Annotated in this window: 18 protein-coding genes and 3 pseudogenes; 9 read left to right on the top strand and 12 right to left on the bottom strand. The window is 50.6% G+C overall.

All coding sequences use genetic code 11. The annotated features are described in order from the left end of the window. Positions 1–50: 50 nt before the first annotated feature. Genes EA14781_RS10205 through mhbT form a run of 5 tightly spaced genes read right to left on the bottom strand, consistent with a single transcriptional unit; the run spans position 51 to position 5036 of the window. Positions 51–1244: a 3-hydroxybenzoate 6-monooxygenase gene (locus EA14781_RS10205; protein ID WP_000170165.1), complete on the bottom strand. Its 1194-nt coding sequence runs from the start codon at positions 1242–1244 to the stop codon at positions 51–53. Positions 1245–1258: 14 nt separating this feature from the next. Continuing rightward, positions 1259–1903 carry a maleylacetoacetate isomerase gene (gene maiA, locus EA14781_RS10210; RefSeq protein ID WP_000781179.1) on the bottom strand — a complete coding sequence of 215 codons (645 nt, stop codon included), beginning with the start codon at positions 1901–1903 and terminating at the stop codon, positions 1259–1261. Between the two features lie 8 nt (positions 1904–1911). Then, positions 1912–2613 (bottom strand): fumarylacetoacetate hydrolase family protein, encoded by a 702-nt coding sequence (locus EA14781_RS10215; protein ID WP_000196037.1) that lies wholly within the window; start codon positions 2611–2613, stop codon positions 1912–1914. A gap of 15 nt (positions 2614–2628) precedes the next feature. Next, positions 2629–3666, bottom strand: a complete 1038-nt coding sequence (gtdA, locus tag EA14781_RS10220) for a gentisate 1,2-dioxygenase (protein ID WP_000131686.1) — start codon at positions 3664–3666, stop codon at positions 2629–2631. A gap of 11 nt (positions 3667–3677) precedes the next feature. Then, positions 3678–5036, bottom strand: coding sequence for a 3-hydroxybenzoate transporter MhbT (gene mhbT, locus EA14781_RS10225; RefSeq protein ID WP_000194202.1), 1359 nt, complete (start codon positions 5034–5036; stop codon positions 3678–3680). Between the two features lie 126 nt (positions 5037–5162). Here mhbT and EA14781_RS10230 point away from each other — a divergent pair, with 126 nt between their 5' ends. The 8 genes from EA14781_RS10230 (at position 5163) to preA (ending at position 12260) form a co-directional block, all read left to right on the top strand. Further along, positions 5163–6071 (top strand): LysR family transcriptional regulator, encoded by a 909-nt coding sequence (locus tag EA14781_RS10230; protein ID WP_000024640.1) that lies wholly within the window; start codon positions 5163–5165, stop codon positions 6069–6071. Between the two features lie 130 nt (positions 6072–6201). After that, entirely contained in the window at positions 6202–6600 is a 399-nt protein-coding gene (locus EA14781_RS10235; RefSeq protein WP_002461795.1) for a CidA/LrgA family protein, read from the top strand. Further along, a complete protein-coding gene (locus EA14781_RS10240; RefSeq protein ID WP_000968194.1) occupies positions 6597–7292 on the top strand; it encodes a CidB/LrgB family autolysis modulator in 696 nt (231 codons plus the stop codon). Before EA14781_RS10235 ends, EA14781_RS10240 begins: the two co-directional genes overlap by 4 nt. A 129-nt stretch (positions 7293–7421) precedes the next feature. Continuing rightward, on the top strand, positions 7422–8306 hold the full coding sequence (gene cdd, locus EA14781_RS10245; protein ID WP_000553540.1) for a cytidine deaminase: 885 nt from the start codon (positions 7422–7424) through the stop codon (positions 8304–8306). 199 nt (positions 8307–8505) lie between these two features. Next, a complete protein-coding gene (sanA, locus tag EA14781_RS10250; protein ID WP_000920076.1) occupies positions 8506–9225 on the top strand; it encodes an outer membrane permeability protein SanA in 720 nt (239 codons plus the stop codon). Positions 9226–9227: 2 nt separating this feature from the next. Next, on the top strand, positions 9228–9467 hold the full coding sequence (locus EA14781_RS10255) for a DUF2542 family protein (RefSeq protein ID WP_000383088.1): 240 nt from the start codon (positions 9228–9230) through the stop codon (positions 9465–9467). A 325-nt stretch (positions 9468–9792) separates the two neighbouring features. Continuing rightward, positions 9793–11031, top strand: a complete 1239-nt coding sequence (locus tag EA14781_RS10260) for an NAD(P)-dependent oxidoreductase (protein WP_001136356.1) — start codon at positions 9793–9795, stop codon at positions 11029–11031. Then, the gene (preA, locus tag EA14781_RS10265; RefSeq protein WP_000956037.1) at positions 11025–12260 is read left to right on the top strand and encodes an NAD-dependent dihydropyrimidine dehydrogenase subunit PreA; all 1236 of its coding nucleotides are present in this window, start codon (positions 11025–11027) and stop codon (positions 12258–12260) included. The genes EA14781_RS10260 and preA overlap by 7 nt, the downstream gene beginning before the upstream one ends. 197 nt (positions 12261–12457) lie before the next feature. Here preA and mglC read toward each other — a convergent pair. The 6 genes and pseudogenes from mglC to folE all read right to left on the bottom strand — a co-directional run bounded on the left by mglC (position 12458) and on the right by folE (position 19368). After that, positions 12458–13468: pseudogene (mglC, locus tag EA14781_RS10270) on the bottom strand (galactose/methyl galactoside ABC transporter permease MglC). Between the two features lie 15 nt (positions 13469–13483). Further along, complete coding sequence (gene mglA, locus EA14781_RS10275; RefSeq protein WP_000255045.1) at positions 13484–15004, bottom strand: galactose/methyl galactoside ABC transporter ATP-binding protein MglA; 1521 nt, start codon at positions 15002–15004, stop codon at positions 13484–13486. 60 nt (positions 15005–15064) lie between these two features. Further along, entirely contained in the window at positions 15065–16063 is a 999-nt protein-coding gene (gene mglB, locus EA14781_RS10280; protein ID WP_001036968.1) for a galactose/glucose ABC transporter substrate-binding protein MglB, read from the bottom strand. Positions 16064–16342: 279 nt separating this feature from the next. After that, a pseudogene (gene galS, locus EA14781_RS10285) lies at positions 16343–17384 on the bottom strand (HTH-type transcriptional regulator GalS). A 141-nt stretch (positions 17385–17525) separates the two neighbouring features. Continuing rightward, entirely contained in the window at positions 17526–18683 is a 1158-nt protein-coding gene (gene yeiB / locus EA14781_RS10295; RefSeq protein ID WP_000440938.1) for a DUF418 domain-containing protein YeiB, read from the bottom strand. Between the two features lie 16 nt (positions 18684–18699). Then, positions 18700–19368: a GTP cyclohydrolase I FolE gene (folE, locus tag EA14781_RS10300; protein WP_001139616.1), complete on the bottom strand. Its 669-nt coding sequence runs from the start codon at positions 19366–19368 to the stop codon at positions 18700–18702. A 321-nt stretch (positions 19369–19689) separates the two neighbouring features. On the opposite strand from folE, the pseudogene EA14781_RS24275 reads away from it, so the two are divergent. Beyond that, a pseudogene (locus tag EA14781_RS24275) lies at positions 19690–19858 on the top strand (esterase); the annotation flags it as partial. A gap of 31 nt (positions 19859–19889) precedes the next feature. Here EA14781_RS24275 and EA14781_RS10310 read toward each other — a convergent pair. Then, on the bottom strand, positions 19890–20185 hold a 296-nt coding region (locus EA14781_RS10310; protein ID WP_042335594.1), incomplete at its 5' end, for a TonB-dependent receptor domain-containing protein.

Genomic DNA, 20185 nt, shown 5'->3' on the forward strand with positions numbered 1-20185 from the left:
ACAAAAAATGAGGCGCTATGTTAGCGCCTCCGCTCAGCGGATTAAAGTGCTCAACGTGGTTGCAGGCAGTTATCTTCTTTCCAGCCGTATAACCACTCCATACTATGATAAAACTCTGCCTGCGATTTCCCTTTCCATAGCAGATTACGCACCTGGCGTTCTACGCCCGCAGCGTGATAAACCCGCCCCATTTCACGGGTCGACCAGACGATGCGCGCAGTGCGTGGAATACGTACCGACTCGTACAGTGCAAAGGCTTGTGCCGCATCACACTCACACTGCGCCAGCGCCTTGCCGAGCGTTACCGCATCTTCCAGCGCCATGCAGGCACCCTGTGCCATATATTGCGCCACCGGATGCGCCGCATCGCCCACCAGCGTAACACGCCTGGTTCCCCATTTCTCTACAGGCTCGCGATCGGCGGTTGACCAGCGTCGCCAGGAGGTCGGTTTATCCAGCATCTGCCGCGGACGCGGATGAATCCCCTCAAAATAAGAGAGCACTTCCTCTTTACTGCCATCCTTCACCCCCCACTCTTCCTGCTGACGACTGTGGAATGTCACCACCAGGTTGTACTGCTTGCCGCCACGCAAAGGGTAATGCACCAGATGACAGTGCGGCCCCGCCCACAGCACCGGCGCATTGATGCGCAAATCTTCCGGCATATCGGCACAATCGATAACCGCACGGTAGACCACATGCCCGGTAACACGCGGCGCATCGCCTAATAAACTCTGACGCACGACTGACTTCACCCCGTCGCAACCTATCAAAATATCGCCGGTCCAGCTATTGCCGCGATCGTCGAACACAGTCACGTCATCCGGCGTCTCGCGGATATCCACGACGTTTGTGGACGTGTGATATTCCACGCCCGGATGCGTCAGTACCGCTTCCCACACCGAGGCATGAATGTCAACGCGGTGGATCACCGCATAAGGACCGCCGAAATAGTCACGAAACGCCAGTCCGGTTTCAATGCGCACCACTTCTTCGGCGTTTACCGCATCCATCATGGTGATATGATCGGTAAACACCGAGCGCTGACGGGCGATTTCACCAACGCCGAGGCTGTCCAGCGCCGAAAAGGCGTTCGGCCCCAACTGAATACCCGCGCCAATCTCACCGATTTCGTGCGCCTTTTCCAACAGCACCACTTTGATCCCCTGACGGGCCAGTGACAGCGCAGTTGCCGCACCACCGATCCCGCCGCCCACAATTACTGCGCTTGTCACTTTGGTCATTATGATTCTCCTGGTCAGGCGGAAATTTTATCTTGTTGATTTTCTGGTGCTGCGGCAATGAACGCAGGCAACTGTGTGCAGGCGTCGTACACCACTTTGCAACGCGGATACCCACTCAAATCACAATTCATGCGTAGTGCGTTCGCCCATTGTGGGATAAGGCAACAATCTGCCAGCGTCGGCGTCCCACCCACACAAAATTGCCCTGAAGAGCTCTGGCGCAGCAGTTGTTCCACCGCACTTAACCCTTGCTGGATCCAGTGTGCATACCAGCGTTTTTTATCTTCTTCACTGACGTGCAGTTCTTCAGTCAGGTAGCGCAGCACACGCAGGTTATTTAATGGATGAATATCGCAGGCGATAGCATAGACAATTTCCAGTACCTTGTTGCGAGCCGGTTCTTCCTGCGGCAACAGCGGAACTTGCGGATAGTGACGATCCAGCCAGTCAATTATCGCCAGCGATTGACCGAGTGACTCGCCCTCGTCGGTCAGCAGCGTCGGCACCAACCCGAGCGGATTCATTCGCCGGTAGACCAGTTCGTTTTGCTGCCCAATGCGGATATTCACACCTTCGGTCTGGTAATCGATACCCTTTAGCGCCAGAGCGATACGTACCCGGTACGATGCTGAACTATTAAAAAAACTGTACAGCTTCATCTTGCACCTCAGACAATCTTCACCGCGATAGGCGTTAAACCTTCGACGTTACCCGTGATCACATCGCCTTTCACCACCGGGCCAACACCTTCCGGCGTGCCGGTGAAGATCAGATCACCCGGTTGCAGTTCAAAGAAGCCGGACAGGTAGCTGATGGTTTCATTCACTGACCAGATAAGATGATGAATATCGCTGCGCTGGTGATCTTCACCATTAACCTGTAACCAGATTGGTGCGTTATCAATCCCCCCCGTTTCGCTGGCTTTGTGCAGCGGTGCGATCGGTGCCGAGAGATCAAACGCTTTGCCAATTTCCCACGGGCGCCCCATCTGACGCATCTCCATTTGACGATCACGACGGGTCATATCAAGCCCCGTGGCATAACCCCAGACATATTCATGAGCGTTTTCCAGCGGGATATCACAGCCCTTCTTACCAATCGCCACCACCAGTTCAATTTCATAATGATAGTTATCGGTCTGCGCCGGATACGGCAGCGCCAGCGTTTCACCAGCGGCAACAGGAACAACGGCATCTGCGGGTTTGCAGAAGAAAAATGGCGGTTCACGATCAGGATCAAAGCCCATTTCGCGGGCGTGGGCGGCATAGTTGCGTCCGACGCAGTAAACGCGACGTACGGGGAATTGTTCATCACTGCCAACAACGGGTACGGTAACGGGCGCTTGCGGTTCGAATACGTATTGAGTCATTTTTTCTCTCCCAAATTAATAACGCGCTTCGCGGAACAACCCGAGGGCTTCTTGTACCGGTCTGTCCGAAAAACTAAATAAAACGGTATCTTGCGTGGACTGGAATGACACACCGTGCCAAGTCGGCACCACGAAGATATCTTTTGCGGTAAAGGTGAAGGTTTCATTGCCGATAGTGACCTGCCCGCAGCCTTCTACTACGTGGTAGATGGTGCTGTCAGTGGTACGTGCCACGCGGGAGGCGAACCCTTTCGGTAGCAGTTGCAGGAAAGCGCCCATTGACGGCATCGGATAGCCGCCGGTGACCGGGTTGACGTAGCGCATTTTGTAGCCATCCCACTCATCGGCATCGCCCAGGCGGGTTAAATCGTGCAGTACTTCGCGGCTGCGGTCATAACGGTAGTTAAAGATCGGCGAGGAATTCCCCGTCTGATGGCGCAGCGGCAACATATTGGCGGCATAACGCGGCAGGTAATCGCCCTCTTTACGCGTTACAGGTTGTTGCTCTTCCGAATAATCTTCGGCAAAACCACAGCCCAGCATGTTCACTAATGGCAGATCCAGCCCATCCAGCCAGATAACCGGTTCGTCGCCAGGGTTACCGTGATCGTGCCAGCGCCATTGCGGGGTCAGAATAAAATCGCCTTCATTCATTGGCGTGCGCTCGCCATCAACGGCTGTGAATGCCCCTTTACCTTCGACAATAAAACGCAGTGCTGACTGGTTATGCCGATGACTCGGCGCCACTTCGCCTGGCATAATCAGTTGTAAACCCGCATATAGCGTGGCGGTAATAGAGGAGTGACCGCGCAGCGCTGGATTTTCCAGTACCAATACGCGGCGCACCGCCTCTTTCGCACCAATCAGGCTGCCGCTCTCCAGCAGCAGCGGGCGGATCTCCTGGTAATTCCAGTATGCTGACGCACAGTTAGCGTTGGGTGTTTTCGGCACCAGATGATGCAGTGACTCCCACAGCGGAGTCAGGTTTTGCCCGGAAATATGCTGATAAAATTGCTCGCGGCTGCTTTGGCTATTTTGATTGTTATCAGTCATTGAGATACTCCTTATTCGTTCACAACGCCTGCGCGAGGCAGGGAGTCAGGGACAGAAGTCGACTGGCGCACGACAGTAATCAGCAGGGTTAACATCACCGCACTGATCGCCGCAGGCACAGCGATAATGAAAAACAATGTGTCGAAAGAGAAATTCATCGCCATCATCACACCGCCAGACAGCGATCCGACAATCGCGCCGCAGCGGCCCACGGCATTTGACCAGCTCACGCCCGTAGCACGACTTTGCGTTGGGTAAAGCGTGGCAGTCAGCGCATTCAGCCCCACCTGCGATCCGCTAATGCCAATGCCGGTGCCGAAAATAGCCAGCGCCATCAGCCATAATCCGTCCTGGCTTAATCCAATCATCACGATGCACACCGCGCCTATGGCATAGCTCAGGGCCAGAACACGGAAAGGATTAAACTTATCCATCAGTACACCTAATGCCAGTGCCCCCAACGTACCGCCAATCTGGAACGCGGCGGTGATCCAGGACGCATGTTGCAGATCGATTCCGCGATGGTTCAGCAGCGTAGGCATCCAGCTTGAGAGCAGGTAAATAATCAACAGGCTCATAAAGAACACCACCCACAGCATCAGCGTGACAGGCAACTGACGCCCCATAAACAGTTGGCGAATGCTGCCTTTGGCAATGGTTGCTGATTCATTGAGATAAAAGTGAGTATCGGCATAACGCTCGCAAGTAATGGCGCTCACGGTTTTTGCAATCACTGATTGCGGTAACTGACGGCGCACCTGCCAGCGCGGTGATTCCGGCAGAGTCACCAGCAACACAACAAACAACATCAACGGTAATACGCCTCCCAGTACCAAAATACCGTGCCACCCCGTCACCGGCACCAGTTGCGCGCTGGCGATCCCACCAAACGCAGACCCCAGGGTGAAGCCGCAAAACATCAGCGTCACCAGCGCACCGCGGCGGCGGGCAGGTAGATACTCCGAGGTCATGGTGATAGTGTTTGGCATCGCACCGCCCAACCCTAACCCGGTGAGGAAACGCAGGAATACCAGTGTTTGCAAATCTGGTGAGAAAGCCGAGGCAAGACTTAACGCCCCGAACAAAAAGACGCACAGCTCAATCACTCGTTTGCGACCAAAACGATCGGATAACGGGCCACAGAGCAATGCGCCTGCAGTTAATCCCAACAGCCCAGCGCCAAACAGCGGTGCGAGATCGCCTGCAGTAAGTTGCCAGTGAGTACGAATATCAGGAGCAATAAAGCCGATAGCCGCCGTGTCAAAACCATCGAGCATGACCACCAGAAAACAGCAGATGATAACGCGCCACTGCATCTTGCCGACCGGAGCAGCATCGATAATTGCTTGTAAATCACGTCGTTGAGTCATAGTGAATGCCTCAGTGCAGGTAAGGTAGATGTTTCTTTTATTTTGTATATGTTGCGATATTGTGATTAAAGATATGGAATGTACAATGGTATTTCGGGCAGAGAGATAACCTGGAGGTTATGACAAATGGCAAACTGGGCGCAGAAACTAAAACTGCATCACCTGCAAATGCTAGTAGCACTGGGCGAACAGGGCAATCTGACCCATGTCGCGCGGATGATGAATATCACCCAACCTGCGCTATCGAAATGGTTGTCACAACTCGAAGATGAGATCGGCCTCGCACTCTTTGAGCGGCACAGCAAAGGGTTACGCCCAACCGAAGGCGGTAAATTGTTATTGCAACATGCTCAGCGGTTAATCAATGACATGGAGCGATCGCAACATGAACTGACCCGCTTTAAACAAGGTGGATTGGTCGGCAGTCTGAAAATAGGCTGTTCTCCCGTCGCAACAGACTGCGTATCCCTGGCAATTTTGCATCTGCTCAAAGAGATGCCGACGCTGCACCTGAATATCGAAGAGAAGGTAATGACACCATTACTTCAAGATCTGCTGGCGGGTTCTGTGGATGTGGTAGTTGGACGTATTGGTGGTCGCGCGTTGCAACTGCCGCTGAATTACCAGGTGCTCTACACCGAGCCCGTGTGCTTTGTCGCCCGTCCAGAGCATCCACTGGCAAAATACGCCACCCTCACCTGGAATGATCTGGCTAACTGGCGCTGGATAGTCTGGCCAACCGGTACGCCAATTCGCATTAGCATTGATAACGCACTGGTAGACCACGGCGTAATGTTGCCAGAAAACACCATTGAGTCGGCGTCGATGAATGTCAGCACCAACCTGCTACAAAGCAGCGATATGATTTCCATTCTGTCGTTACGACTGGCGCAACGCTATGCCAGCCAGGGACAACTGGCAATCCTCAACTTACCGAAGATAGAACAGAAAGGCAGCGTCGGCGTATTCTGGCGTAGTAACGAATCCCTCTCTCATGCGTTAAGCCGATTTCTGCACTTTTTGCAGCAGGATTAGCGTGCTGAATTGGGCGCTCACCCGATACTCCTTTCCTGTTATTCAACTATGCTCAGTTTTCATGATGTGATCGGTAGCACATTTTACGGATTAATTGTATGATGAATCCATCTCATCTGGGGTGTTGATCATGAGTAAGACACTAAACATTATCTGGCAATATTTACGCGCTTTCGTCCTGATTTATGCCTGCCTGTATGCAGGCATTTTCATTGCTTCCCTGCTACCGGTAACCATACCCGGCAGTATCATCGGGATGCTGATCCTGTTTGTCCTGCTGGCCTTGCAAATTCTTCCGGCGAAGTGGGTCAATCCAGGGTGTTACGTTTTAATTCGCTATATGGCGCTGCTGTTCGTGCCGATTGGCGTAGGCGTAATGCAATATTTTGATTTATTACGCGCGCAGTTTGGCCCGGTAGTCGTTTCCTGCGCCGTCAGTACGCTGGTGGTTTTTCTGGTCGTGAGCTGGAGCTCGCACCTGGTGCACGGTGAACGCAAAGTCGTTGGTCAGAAAGGAGAAGAAAAATGATGGCGAATATCTGGTGGTCCTTGCCGCTGACATTAATCGTCTTTTTCGCCGCCCGAAAACTGGCAGCGAAATATAAATTTCCGTTACTTAATCCATTGCTGATCGCAATGGTGGTGATTATCCCTTTTTTACTGCTGACCGGCATCTCTTACAATAGCTACTTTAAAGGCAGCGAAGTGTTAAACGATCTGCTGCAACCGGCGGTCGTCGCGTTAGCCTATCCTTTATATGAACAGTTGCACCAGATCCGCGCACGCTGGAAATCCATCATCACTATCTGTTTTATCGGTAGCGTGGTAGCAATGGTTACAGGAACTGCCGTGGCATTGATGATGGGCGCTTCACCGGAAATCGCAGCATCAATCTTACCTAAATCAGTCACCACGCCAATTGCGATGGCCGTTGGCGGCAGCATCGGCGGTATTCCGGCAATTAGTGCGGTTTGTGTAATTTTCGTCGGCATTCTCGGCGCAGTATTTGGTCATACGCTGCTCAATGCCATGCACATTCGGACCAAAGCGGCACGCGGCCTGGCAATGGGGACGGCCTCGCACGCCCTTGGAACAGCGCGCTGTGCAGAACTGGATTACCAGGAGGGCGCATTTAGTTCGCTGGCGTTGGTACTGTGCGGGATTATTACGTCGCTCGTTGCGCCGTTCCTTTTCCCAATTATTCTGGCAGTAATGCGCTAAAATTTGCGATGCGTCGCGCATTTTTGATGTAAGTTTCACGCGTTGCATAATTAATGAGATTCAGATCACATATAAAGCCATAACGGGTTCGTACACTGTTATCCCATTACATGACTATGAGGCAACGCCATGCATCCACGTTTTCAAACTGCTTTTGCCCAACTTGCGGATAACTTACAGTCTGCACTGGAGCCTATTCTGGCAGATAAGTATTTCCCCGCGTTGTTGACCGGGGAGCAGGTCGCTTCGCTTAAAAGCGCAACGGGGCTGGACGAAGACGCGCTGGCATTCGCACTGCTGCCGCTGGCGGCGGCCTGTGCGCGTACGCCATTATCAAATTTTAACGTTGGCGCGATTGCGCGCGGCGTGAGTGGAACCTGGTATTTCGGCGCCAATATGGAATTTATTGGCGCAACAATGCAGCAAACTGTTCATGCCGAACAAAGCGCTATCAGCCACGCCTGGCTGAGCGGTGAGAAAGCGCTCGCTGCTATCACCGTTAACTACACGCCTTGCGGTCACTGTCGTCAGTTTATGAATGAACTGAATAGCGGGCTGGATTTGCGCATTCATCTGCCGGGCCGCGAAGCACACGCATTGCGTGACTATTTGCCTGATGCCTTTGGCCCGAAAGATCTGGAGATAAAAACGCTGCTGATGGACGAGCAGGATCACGGCTTTACGTTAACTGGCGACGCGCTTTCCCAGGCGGCGATTGCGGCGGCAAACCGTTCACATATGCCTTACAGCAAATCGCCCAGCGGCGTGGCGCTGGAGTGTAAGGATGGACGTATTTTCAGTGGCAGCTATGCAGAAAATGCCGCGTTTAACCCGACTCTGCCACCGCTACAGGGCGCGTTAATTCTGTTGAATCTCAAGGGTTATGATTACCCGGATATTCAGCGCGCGATTCTGGCAGAAAAAGCCGACGCGCCGTTGATTCAGTGGGATGCAACTTCCGCAACGCTGAAAGCCCTCGGTTGTAACAACATCGACCGCGTGCTTCTTGCTTAAGTCCTATGCCGGATGCGCTACGCTTATCCGGCCTACTGGTCTGATACGTTTCCTGGCCTGATAAAACGCGCTTAGCGTCGCGTCAGGCATGTAACCTCCCTCCCGGTGTCGAAAATCCCGGCAAACAGTTTTCCGTTTCTTGCGCAAAACCAGCAGGTAAAGTAGCCTGATTGAAATTTCCCAGGATCGAGTTTTCTGCATGTTAAAGCGCGTGTTCTACAGCCTGTTAGTCCTGATCGGCTTGCTACTGTTGACAGTGCTTGGCCTCGATCGCTGGATGAGCTGGAAAACTGCGCCTTATATTTACGACGAACTGCAGGATCTCCCCTATCGCCAGGTCGGTGTAGTACTTGGCACCGCAAAATATTATCGCACCGGAGTCATTAATCAGTATTACCGCTATCGCATTCAGGGGGCGATTAATGCCTATAACAGCGGTAAAGTAAATTATCTACTACTTAGCGGCGATAATGCGTTACAGAGCTATAACGAACCGATGACCATGCGCAAAGATTTAATTGCTGCTGGCGTCGATCCGGCCGATATTGTCCTCGACTATGCAGGCTTCCGTACACTGGATTCCATCGTGCGCACGCGCAAAGTCTTTGATACTAACGACTTTATTATTATCACCCAACGTTTCCACTGTGAGCGCGCATTATTTATCGCCTTGCATATGGGGATTCAGGCGCAGTGTTATGCCGTACCATCACCAAAAGATATGTGGTCGGTGCGTATTCGCGAATTTGCCGCCCGTTTCGGCGCGCTGGCTGACCTTTACATTTTTAAACGTGAACCACGCTTTTTAGGGCCGCTAGTCCCTATTCCGGCCATGCATCAGGTGCCGGAAGATGCGCAGGGCTACCCCGCCGTCACGCCCGAACAGTTACTTGAATTACAAAAGAAACAAGGAAAGTAGTTATGGATGTACAGCAGTTTTTTGTCGTTGCCGTTTTTTTCCTTATCCCGATATTTTGTTTTCGCGAAGCGTGGAAAGGCTGGCATGCTGGCGCTATTGATAAACGAGTAAAAAATGCGCCGGAACCGGTGTATGTCTGGCGCGAAAAAAATCCGGGGCTCTTTTTCGCTTATATAGTGGCGTATGTCGGTTTCGGTATTTTATCTGCCGGCATGATTATTTATCTTATATTTTACCGATAACGGTATTTTCTCTATAGTCCACTATTGAGAATAATTATTACTCCACTTGATAAGCTGTGGATATAGCATTCTGAGCCACAGCTATTTGTGAATCCTTTCACAGTTTAAATTCCCCCCGCCGTTTAGCCTTAATATCAGCACGTTATATTTGTCATTTTACCCTAAATAATTCGAGTTGCAGGCAAGCGACGAGTGCATGAGTCCTCAGTAGCTTACTCGAGTAAGTCACTGGGGCGAATGCGTGACGTCGCAACACATGTAATTTGAAGTATGGCGGGTAAATCAGGCGTTCGCCTTAATTACCCATAGCATTAAGGAAGATCACATGCCGCAACAAAATTATCTGGATGAACTCACCCCGGCCTTTACGCCTTTGCTGGCGATCAAAGAAGCCTCCCGTTGTTTATTATGTCACGATGCCCCCTGTAGTCAGGCTTGCCCGGCGCAAACCGATCCAGGGAAATTTATTCGCTCAATTTATTTTCGTAATTTTAAAGGCGCAGCCGAGACAATTCGCGAAAATAATGCGCTCGGCGCCGTTTGCGCCAGAGTGTGCCCTACAGAAAAATTATGTCAAAGTGGTTGTACCCGGGCCGGTGTCGATGAACCGATTGATATTGGTCGCTTACAGCGTTTTGTTACCGATTTTGAACAACAGACCAAAATGGAGATTTATCAGCCAGGTAGCAAAACGCTCGGTAAAGTTGCCGTTATCGGTGCAGGCCCTGCCGGGTTGCAGGCCAGCGTAACACTGACGAACCAGGGTTATGACGTCACAATTTATGAAAAAGAGGCGCAGCCGGGCGGCTGGTTGCGTAATGGTATTCCGCAATTCCGCTTACCGCAGTCGGTACTGGATGCAGAAATCACCCGCATTGAAAAAATGGGCGTGACCATTACGTGCAATTGCGAAATTGGTAAAACGCTCACTCTGGAACAATTGAAAGCAGAAAACCGTGCGGTACTGGTGACTGTAGGTTTATCTTCCGGCTCCACCCTGCCTCTGTTTGAACATGCTGACGTCGAAATTGCCGTCGATTTCCTGCAACGCGCGCGTCAGGCGCAAGGCGATATCGATATTCCAGAGAGCGCATTAATCATCGGCGGCGGCGATGTTGCCATGGACGTTGCCAGCACGCTGAAAGTTCTCGGCTGTCAGACAGTCACTTGCGTGGCGCGTGAAGAGTTAGACGAGTTTCCGGCAAGCGAAAAAGAGTTTGCCAGCGCCAGAGATCTGGGCGTCTCAATTATCGACGGGTTTACACCTGTAGCGATAGAAGGCAATAAAGTCGCCTTTAAGCATGTCCGTCTACCAGGCGAACTCACAATGGCGGCAGATAAAATTATCCTCGCCGTTGGTCAACATGCCGAACTTGCCGCCTTTGCCGCGCTGAATCCACAGCGCAACACTATCGAAACACAAAACTACCAGACCCGTGATCCGCAACTATTTGCCGCTGGCGATATTGTTAAGGGCGATAAAACTGTGGTTTACGCCGTGAAGACCGGGAAAGAAGCCGCCGAGGCGATTCATCATTATTTAGAGGGAGCTTGCTCATGTTAACGAAAGATCTTTCTATTACCTTTTGCGGCGTTAAGTTTCCCAATCCGTTTTGCCTCTCTTCTTCGCCAGTAGGCAACTGTTATGAGATGTGCGCCAAAGCTTACGATACCGGCTGGGGCGGTGTCGTGTTCAAAACCATTGGTTTTTTTATCGCTAATGAAGTCTCGCCACGCTTTGATCATCTGGTTAAAGAAGATACCGGTTTTATCGGCTTCAAAAATATGGAGCAAATTGCCGAGCATCCTCTGGAAGAAAACCTGGCTGCGATCCGTCGCTTGAAACAGGATTATCCAGACAAGGTGTTGATCGCTTCGATCATGGGAGAAAACGAGCAGCAGTGGGAAGATCTGGCGCGTCTGGTGCAAGAAGCGGGCGCGGATATGATCGAGTGCAATTTCTCCTGTCCGCAGATGACTTCCCATGCTATGGGGAGCGATGTCGGACAAAGCCCGGTGCTGGTAGAAAAATATTGTCGGGCGGTAAAACGTGGTTCGACGCTACCGATGCTGGCAAAGATGACGCCGAATATCGGTGATATGTGTGACGTAGCACTGGCGGCAAAACACGGCGGCGCCGATGGCATTGCGGCAATTAACACCGTCAAATCCATCACCAATATCGACCTTAATCAAAAGATCGGTATGCCGATCGTCAACGGTAAATCGAGTATTTCCGGCTACTCCGGTAAAGCGGTGAAACCAATCGCTTTGCGCTTTATTCAACAAATGCGCACACACCCGGAACTGCATGATTTCCCGATCAGCGGCATCGGCGGTATTGAAACCTGGGAAGATGCAGCGGAATTTTTATTGCTCGGCGCGGCGACATTGCAAGTCACTACCGGCATCATGCAGTACGGTTATCGTATTGTGGAAGATATGACGAGCGGTCTGTCGCATTATCTTGCCGACCAGGGATTTGACTCGTTGCAGGAGATGGTAGGGCTGGCGAATCACAATATTGTTCCGGCCGAAGATCTAGACCGTAGTTATATCGTGTATCCCAACATCAATCTTGATAAATGTGTCGGCTGTGGGCGCTGCTATATTTCCTGCTACGACGGTGGTCATCAGGCGATGGAATGGAGTGAGAAAACCCGCACACCGTATTGTAATACCGAGAAGTGCGTTGGTTGTCTGCTTTGCGGCCACGTCTGCCCGGTGGGTTGTATTGATCTCGGCGAAGTGAAGTTTAAAAAGGGAGAGAAAGAACACCCGGTAGCGTTGTAAAACCCGCGTCGCATCCGGCATAAAAACAATACAAATCAGTACGTTGTGCTCATTGTAGGCCAGATAAAACGCGCCAGCGTTGCATCCGGCATTTGGTTCCTGTCGCCGGATGCGGCGTGAACGCCTTATCCGGCCTACAAAACCACACAGATAATAATGTTATGAGCGTTTATGACCGAATGCGGTCCACATTCACATCACTTCTTACGTGCGTACTTCAGTGAATCCAGCGCCACGGCGAAGATAATAATCGCCCCTTTGATGATGTACTGCCAGTACGGATTTACGCCGATGTACGTCAGCCCGTAGTTGATGACCGTAAAGATAATTACCCCGGTCACGACACCAATTACCGTCCCCACACCACCACTGAACGAAACGCCGCCCACCACGCACGCCGCGATAGCATCCAGTTCATACATAAAGCCAAGGTTATTGGTGGCAGAACCGATACGCCCAGCTTCCAGCATCCCACCAAAGGCATAGAACACGCCAGACAGCGCATAAATCATCAACAGATTCAGGCCGACGTTAACGCCAGAAACTTTCGCCGCTTCCGGGTTACCGCCAATAGCAAAAATATTCTTGCCGAAGCGAGTTTTATTCCATAACACCCAGACAAACACGACAGCAATCAGCGCGTAGAAGGTGATGTAAGAGAGACGGAAGCTTCCCAGCGCAATAAAGCCCTAGGCAAAAGTGGAAAAACCGCTATCAAAACCAGAAATCGGCGACGCACCAACGAAGTCGTAATAGAGCGAGTTGATGCCATAAACGATGATCATCGTGCCGAGCGTGGTAATAAACGGCGTCACGTTGAGATAAGCAATAATCAGACCGTTGATCAAACCGATAACCGCGCCAATAGCGCAAACAATCAGAATAACCAGCGCAATCGGCATCGTCGCCATCTCCGGGAACACTTTGTTAGCGTTATCCATTGACTGCAATAACGTCGCTGCTACCACCGCTGCCAGCCCTACCTGACGCCCGGCAGAAAGGTCGGTCCCCTGAGTAACAATGAGCCCCGCCACGCCGAGCGCGATAATAATACGTACCGATGACTGGGTGAGAATATTACTTAAGTTCAACAGACTTAAAAATGTTGGGTCCTGGAAAATAATAATCGCCAGCAAAACTAAAAGGACGACGTAAATACCGCCCTCTTTCAGATAAGTAAGAAAACCTTTCTTATTTAACGCACTCATAGGAAGCCCCTGGTCTTAAAGGTGCAAAGACGCAAGACGCAGAATTTCGTTTTGCGTTGTTGTTTTTGTATCGACAATTCCAGAAACGAGGCCATTGCTCATCACCAGAATACGGTCTGTTATCCCTAACAGCTCTGGCATTTCCGAGGAGATAATAATAATCCCCTTGCCTTTCTTCGCCAGCTCGGCAATTAACTGATAAATTTCAAACTTCGCCCCGACATCAATACCGCGAGTGGGTTCATCGAGCATTAATATTTCTGGTTGCGTTAACAGCCAGCGACCGATAATCACCTTTTGTTGATTACCACCAGAAAGCGAGCCAATCTGCGTACGGTGACCTGGCGTTTTTACCCGCATCGAATCAATAACCCACTGGGTATCGCTTTTCATTCGCGAATTATCCAGTAGCCCCACTTTGTTTTTGTAGTTACGAATATTGGAAATTAATGAATTAAAGCCGATATCTAGATAGGCATAAATTCCCGTTGATCGACGCTCTTCTGTCACCAACGCAAATCCATGGTTAATGGCTTCATTGGCATTATGGTTATTAATCTTTTTGCCATGCAGTGTAATGGTGCCGGAAGATTTCTCGCGGATGCCAAACAAAGTTTCGACAATGTCGGTACGTTTCGCCCCCACCAGACCAGCAATACCGAGAATTTCTCCTTTATGCAGATCAAACGAGACATCACGAATCGATGGCTGGCGTAGCGATGTCAGGTTGCGTACTTCGAGGATCACTTCGCCGGGGTTGTTTTCTTTATCCGGGAAACGCTGGTTAAGAGAGCGCCCAACCATCATGGCGATGATCTTGTCCATTGTCAGCCCTGCCAGCGGTTCAGTGGCAATCCACTGACCGTCGCGCAATACGGTGACTTCATCACATAACTGAAAGATTTCTTCCATTTTATGCGAGATATAGACAATACCGCAGCCGCGTTCTTTTAATTTACGAATAATAGTGAACAGATGGTTGACCTCTTTTTCGGTTAACGAAGAGGTAGGTTCATCCATGATCACAATTTTCGCGTTATAGGAAAATGCTTTAGCAATTTCGATCATCTGCATTTGCGAAACAGATAATGTACCGACGCGCGCACGCGGATCGATATCAATATCCAGTTCATCAAAAATCGCTTTGGTTTCGCGGTACATTTTATCCTGATCAACAAACATGCCTTTAGTGGGATATCGCCCCAGCCACATGTTGTCCATCACCGAACGTTGCAATACCAGGTTTAATTCCTGATGCACCATCGAAATACCGTTTTCCAGCGCTTCTTTGGCAGAATGAAAATCGATTTCTTTACCCTGAAATAAAATGGTGCCGGAATCTTTTTGGTAAATACCAAACAAACATTTTAATAATGTTGATTTTCCCGCCCCGTTCTCTCCCATTAATGCATGGATAGAATGAGGTCGGACTTTTAAATTGACGTTATCAAGCGCCTTAACGCCAGGAAAAGACTTGTTGATACCACTCATTTCCAACAAGTATTCACCTGATGACGGAGTCGTTGAGCTGACCATATAATTTTACCTTGTTGGCCATACAATTTGGGCGCAATAACTTATTGCGCCCAATCGGTCTTATTTCTTGCTAAATTCAGCCAGATTATCTTTGTCTACGCCAACATAAGGAACGCGGACAATTTTGTTATCGATTTTCCAGTTGGTGCCATCAGCGGCCCCCTTGCCTTCAGCAAGATTTTTCGCCAGATCAAACGTCGCTTTCGCCTGGTTGTTAGCATCATTCAGCACGGTTCCTGCCATCGCACCGGATTTCACCAGCGCCAGCGCTTCTGGCAACGCATCGACGCCAAACACCGGAATGCTGCTCTTGTTGTGCGCTTTCAGCGCTTCTACCGCGCCCATTGCCATCGCATCATTGTTGGCGATAACCACTTCAATTTTGTTGGCGTTCGGGCCAGACAACCAGGCGTCCATCTTATCTTTCGCCTGAGCGGTATCCCACATTGCGGTGTCTAACTGTAGCTGTTCAGTTTTAATGCCTTTGTCATTCAGCTCTTTGATAACATAGGTGGTACGCGCTTCTGCATCAGGATGGCCCGGTTCGCCTTTCAGCAACACAAACTGAATCTGACCATCTTTGTTAAGATCCCAACCCTGATTCGCCGCCCAGTGTTTGGCAATCAGATCCCCCTGAATAATCCCGGACTCTTTGGAGTCAGTACCGACATAGTAGGCTTTGTCATAGCTATCCAGCGCCTTACGAGACGGCTCTTTATTAAAGAAAACTACCGGTACGTTTTGCCCACGTGCTTTTTCAATCACCGTACCCGCTGCAGCCGGATCAACCAGGTTGATTGCCAGCGCCTTCACCCCTTTTGCCAACAGCACGTCAATCTGATCGTTCTGTTTGGACTGGTCATTCTGTGAATCATTCATCAGCAGTTGCACATCTGGCGCGGCTTTCGCATCCTGCTCAATAGCCTTACGCACCACAGACATAAAGTTATCGTCGTACTTATAGATTGTTACACCAATGCGGGTATCAGCAGCATGTGCAGCAGCACCGAATAACATGCTGGCCATCACAGCAGACAGGGTTAACACCTTCTTATTCATGGTATCTCCGGTTTTTCTTATGCAGGGTAGTGCTTGAGATAGATGCTCGGCGGGGCAGCATAGTTAATGAAGTGTTACTGAACGCCGAAGCTCATTTTTTAAATTTCGTTCTTCCTTGCCCGGTAACACTCCAGAAAACGGCTTTAATTGTGGTTATGACGCCATAACCTCGGTAAAAACGATTATCTTATGTTACATATCAGTTACAGCGTTAAAACGGTGCAATCATAGCCATCGTATTGTTAATATACTGTGAAATCACTCACAAATTGAAAGCGGTTACATCGTCTGATTTGTTGAGTTAGTGATCGCTGCCGCATTCTGTCGCGTGGCTACAGAATGACGACGCACTAACGTCGGCATAAAGCAGTGGCTGGCGCGGGAATCAATCTTACCCGCAGCCCCCTGCAAGGCCAGTTCAGTCGCCATTTTCGCCATCGAGGCAATGGGATAACGCACGGTTGTTAACTGTGGGTCGGTGTAACGAGCGATGGGGATATCATCGAAACCGATGATTGAGAGATGTAACGGAACGACAATGCCGTTATCTTTTAATGCCGTCAGTGCGCCAGCGGCCATATTGTCGTTATAAGCAAAGACAGCAGTAAGTTGCAGATTGCGCCCCAGCAGTTCAACCATCGCCGCTTCCCCGCCCGGCATATCCGGCGTACCGGTGCCGATCCAGCTTTCCGACGGAACAATATCCTGCTCTTTCAGCGCGCTCATCCACCCTGCTTTGCGCATTGCATCATCTTCAATGCCATGACTGGAAGCCAGATAGCCGATACGTTGATGACCGTTATTCAGCAACATACGCGTTGCCATTCTGGCACCGCTGATGTTATCCAGGCAAACGCAACGATGAGCGTATCCCGGAACAACCCGGTTAATCAGTACCATACCGGGAATGTTATCCATAAACTGAGCCAGTTCGTCGTCGCTTAATGCTTTTGAGTGAACAATCAACGCATTACAACGTTGACGAATTAACACCTCAATGGCGTGACGCTCTTTTTCCGCTTCATGGTAACTGTTGCCGATCAGGACATATTTTTGATGTTGCTGAGCAACAAGATCTACGGCTTTAACCAGTGCGCCGAAAAAATGCATCAGAGACATCCATCACCACTACGCCGATGGTATCGCTCATCTGGGTTGCCAGTGCCTGGGCATTGGCGTTTGGTCGATAATCCAGCGCGCACACCGCTTTCATTACTGCTTCACGCGTGTCCGCACTCACTAGGGCGCTGTTATTTAATACCCGGGAAACCGTTGCCACAGAAACGCCAGCCTGACGCGCTACATCACGAATGGTGATCATATTCACTACCTGTTGTGAAATTGCAGTAGGTTACTGCTTGCTGGCGGCTATTTTGTCAGCACTGAATAGCGGACTTCGTGAATCGAGTCACAGCAATGGAAACGGTTACAGCCATTTTGTTAATGAATGTGATCCAGATCGTTATCTGGATGTTTTGGATAATGCAGATCCGGCGGCACGCAAAGTTAACTGACGCCAGAGCCATTCTACCGGCCCCTGACGGAAATAGCGCAGCCAAATAATAGAGAAAAGCAGGTTTGCCAGCCATACCGGGACAACAAACGCCAGCAGTTCCAGACGGTCAAACTGCATAAACAGAGCAAGGTGATAAAACAGCGTGGTACAAAGCAGCGTTTGCAGCAGGTAGTTGCTCAGCGCCATCCGCCCGACGCAAGCAATCGCCAGCACCAATTTAAAGCGACTTAACTGCGGCCAAAAACCGAACAGCAGCGACGCATAGCCGATCGCCTGAAACGGCGCACTCAGTTCACGCGGCATCTGGAGTAAGAAAGCACACCAGCGATACGCCCAGTCCAGCCGCCATTGCAACACAATAGCGGGAAAGTTGATCAGCATACCAATCGCCACCAGCACAAAACCGGTACGACGATAGTGGCGCAAGCTAAACTGCCCTTTCAGCCAGCCGCTACGCATCAACGCCGCGCCAATCAACATCATCCCCGCAAGCTGCCAGCCATACTGCGCGCCCAGCGCCAGTAAACTGTCCCCTACGCCATCAGCGCGGTTACTGATCGCCTCAACGCCACCGTGCAGTTTCCAGTATTTTTCATACAGAATGGCCGACGCATCCGGCGTCCAGGCGCGACTGGTTTGACTATCGGAAATCAATCCCAACAACAGCAACACGCCAAGCCCTACCAGGTACAGCATCACGCCAGAATTAAACAGACTTTTTACCGATGGCGCATCACGCACCAGACGCCAGCAAATTAACCCCACCAGTCCGTAAGCCAACAGAATGTCGCCGTCCCAGAATAACAATCCGTGAATAAAGCCCAGCAAAACTAATAACGTTAGCCGCGACTGGATCCAGCGTCTGCCGCGCGGCAGTAACATTTGCAGGCCAGCACCAAACAGCAACGCAAAAAGCGTGAGAAATTTAGCCTGACCAATAAGATCCAGAAATGCCCAGCTCCAGGCATCCTGCAGTGTAATGGTACCGTACCAGGCGGGATTGAGATAAGCCGCCTTTGGTAGCCCAAAGGCGCTAATGTTGAGAAGCAGGATCCCCAGAATGGCGACGCCGCGAACAAAATCGAGCGTGACGTTGCGCTCCATGGTTCCTGCCTTTTAATCAGTTGTGATGACGCACAGCACGCAGAAACTCGTGACGCGTATTCTGACTGGATTTAAACAAACCACCGAGGGAGGTTGTTGTCGTGGCGCTGGTTGCATCACGAATACCGCGCGCTTTCACGCAGTAATGCACCGCATCAATGGACACCGCCACGTTATTGGTGCCCAGCAGCGTTTGCAATGCAATAAGGATTTGCTGGGTCAGACGTTCCTGCACCTGCGGTCGTTGGGCAAAGAACTGTACGATGCGGTTAATTTTCGACAAACCGATGACAGAATCTTTCGGAATGTAAGCCACCGTCGCTTTGCCATCAATGGTGACAAAGTGGTGTTCACAGGTGCTGGTCAGAGTGATATCGCGCACTGTGACCATCTCATCCACTTTCATTTTGTTTTCAATGAGAGTGATTTTCGGGAAGTTGGCGTAATCCAGACCAGAGAAAATTTCATCGACATACATTTTGGCAATGCGATGCGGCGTTTCCATCAAACTGTCGTCAGCCAGGTCGAGATTCAGCAGTTGCATAATTTCGGTCATATGACCGGCAATAAGGCTTTTGCGCGTTTCGTTATCCATTTCATGCACGGGCGGGCGCAGCGGTGTTTCCAGTCCTCGCGCAACCAGCGCTTCATGAACCTGGGCCGCTTCTTTACTGAGTGATGGCATTTATCTTTCTCCTGCAGGTGTGGCGCCTCTGCCCTGCGTGGGGGCAAAGTTATTAAGCTGATTAGCAGCCTGATTATTGTGCGTGAGGCGGCGCACATAATCCAGTATTCACAGCGATAATTATTGTAATTGTCGCTACCTTTCATCAGTGAATGTTAAAACATCGTTGTACAAATGAGAAAGTGAAAGTTACTCACGGCGCATTGAATAAACGGTACGATGGAGAAAATGTAAACAACACAACAAGGAGCCACGCATGGAAATGCTCGCAGAGCACCGCTGTTTTGAAGTGCAATGCTGGAGGCACAACTCTCACGCCTTAGTTGTGCGCTGATGCACGCCAGCAATGTCCTGGATGCAATTCCAGTGCTCATTGATCAGGCCGATGGTCCTGCGTATCCAGCCAGGATACGATGATCACAGTGACGACTTCATCACCTCTTTTACCGGGGATCATCTGCGCTTCCATGCGCAGTATTTACTGACGTAAAAGCCCGCCAGGTTCACCGGGCATCTTGCTATCAGAAACGATAGTCCACCGCCATAAAGTAACGACGACCGTCTTCGTTGTAGCTGTAGTCATCACGGCTGAGATCTTTATCGGTCAGGTTCAACACGCCAGCACGCAGTTTGACATCTTTCGTCACCTGCCACGCTGCGCCTGTATTCCAGATCGTATAACCGCCCGGCGTTTTAGCTGTCGCGCTGTCAGCACGTTTTTGTCCGGTATAGTTACCAGAAACATAGAACGACCAGTCTTCCAGCGCCAGCGGTTTCCAGTCCAGAGTACCGTTAGCGGTATGGAACGGCAGATCGG

Origin of the sequence: Escherichia albertii NBRC 107761 = DSM 17582, assembly GCF_000759775.1 — a bacterium.
Lineage (GTDB): Bacteria > Pseudomonadota > Gammaproteobacteria > Enterobacterales > Enterobacteriaceae > Escherichia > Escherichia albertii.

Bases quoted from the DNA above. Each gene is read 5' to 3' on its own strand.
- EA14781_RS10205 (WP_000170165.1), bottom strand. From the start codon at position 1,244: ATGACCAAAGTGACAAGCGCAGTAATTGTGGGCGGCGGGATCGGTGGT.
- maiA (WP_000781179.1), bottom strand. From the start codon at position 1,903: ATGAAGCTGTACAGTTTTTTTAATAGTTCAGCATCGTACCGGGTACGT.
- EA14781_RS10215 (WP_000196037.1), bottom strand. From the start codon at position 2,613: ATGACTCAATACGTATTCGAACCGCAAGCGCCCGTTACCGTACCCGTT.
- gtdA (WP_000131686.1), bottom strand. From the start codon at position 3,666: ATGACTGATAACAATCAAAATAGCCAAAGCAGCCGCGAGCAATTTTAT.
- mhbT (WP_000194202.1), bottom strand. From the start codon at position 5,036: ATGACTCAACGACGTGATTTACAAGCAATTATCGATGCTGCTCCGGTC.
- EA14781_RS10230 (WP_000024640.1), top strand. From the start codon at position 5,163: ATGGCAAACTGGGCGCAGAAACTAAAACTGCATCACCTGCAAATGCTA.
- EA14781_RS10235 (WP_002461795.1), top strand. From the start codon at position 6,202: ATGAGTAAGACACTAAACATTATCTGGCAATATTTACGCGCTTTCGTC.
- EA14781_RS10240 (WP_000968194.1), top strand. From the start codon at position 6,597: ATGATGGCGAATATCTGGTGGTCCTTGCCGCTGACATTAATCGTCTTT.
- cdd (WP_000553540.1), top strand. From the start codon at position 7,422: ATGCATCCACGTTTTCAAACTGCTTTTGCCCAACTTGCGGATAACTTA.
- sanA (WP_000920076.1), top strand. From the start codon at position 8,506: ATGTTAAAGCGCGTGTTCTACAGCCTGTTAGTCCTGATCGGCTTGCTA.
- EA14781_RS10255 (WP_000383088.1), top strand. From the start codon at position 9,228: ATGGATGTACAGCAGTTTTTTGTCGTTGCCGTTTTTTTCCTTATCCCG.
- EA14781_RS10260 (WP_001136356.1), top strand. From the start codon at position 9,793: ATGCCGCAACAAAATTATCTGGATGAACTCACCCCGGCCTTTACGCCT.
- preA (WP_000956037.1), top strand. From the start codon at position 11,025: ATGTTAACGAAAGATCTTTCTATTACCTTTTGCGGCGTTAAGTTTCCC.
- mglA (WP_000255045.1), bottom strand. From the start codon at position 15,004: ATGGTCAGCTCAACGACTCCGTCATCAGGTGAATACTTGTTGGAAATG.
- mglB (WP_001036968.1), bottom strand. From the start codon at position 16,063: ATGAATAAGAAGGTGTTAACCCTGTCTGCTGTGATGGCCAGCATGTTA.
- yeiB (WP_000440938.1), bottom strand. From the start codon at position 18,683: ATGGAGCGCAACGTCACGCTCGATTTTGTTCGCGGCGTCGCCATTCTG.
- folE (WP_001139616.1), bottom strand. From the start codon at position 19,368: ATGCCATCACTCAGTAAAGAAGCGGCCCAGGTTCATGAAGCGCTGGTT.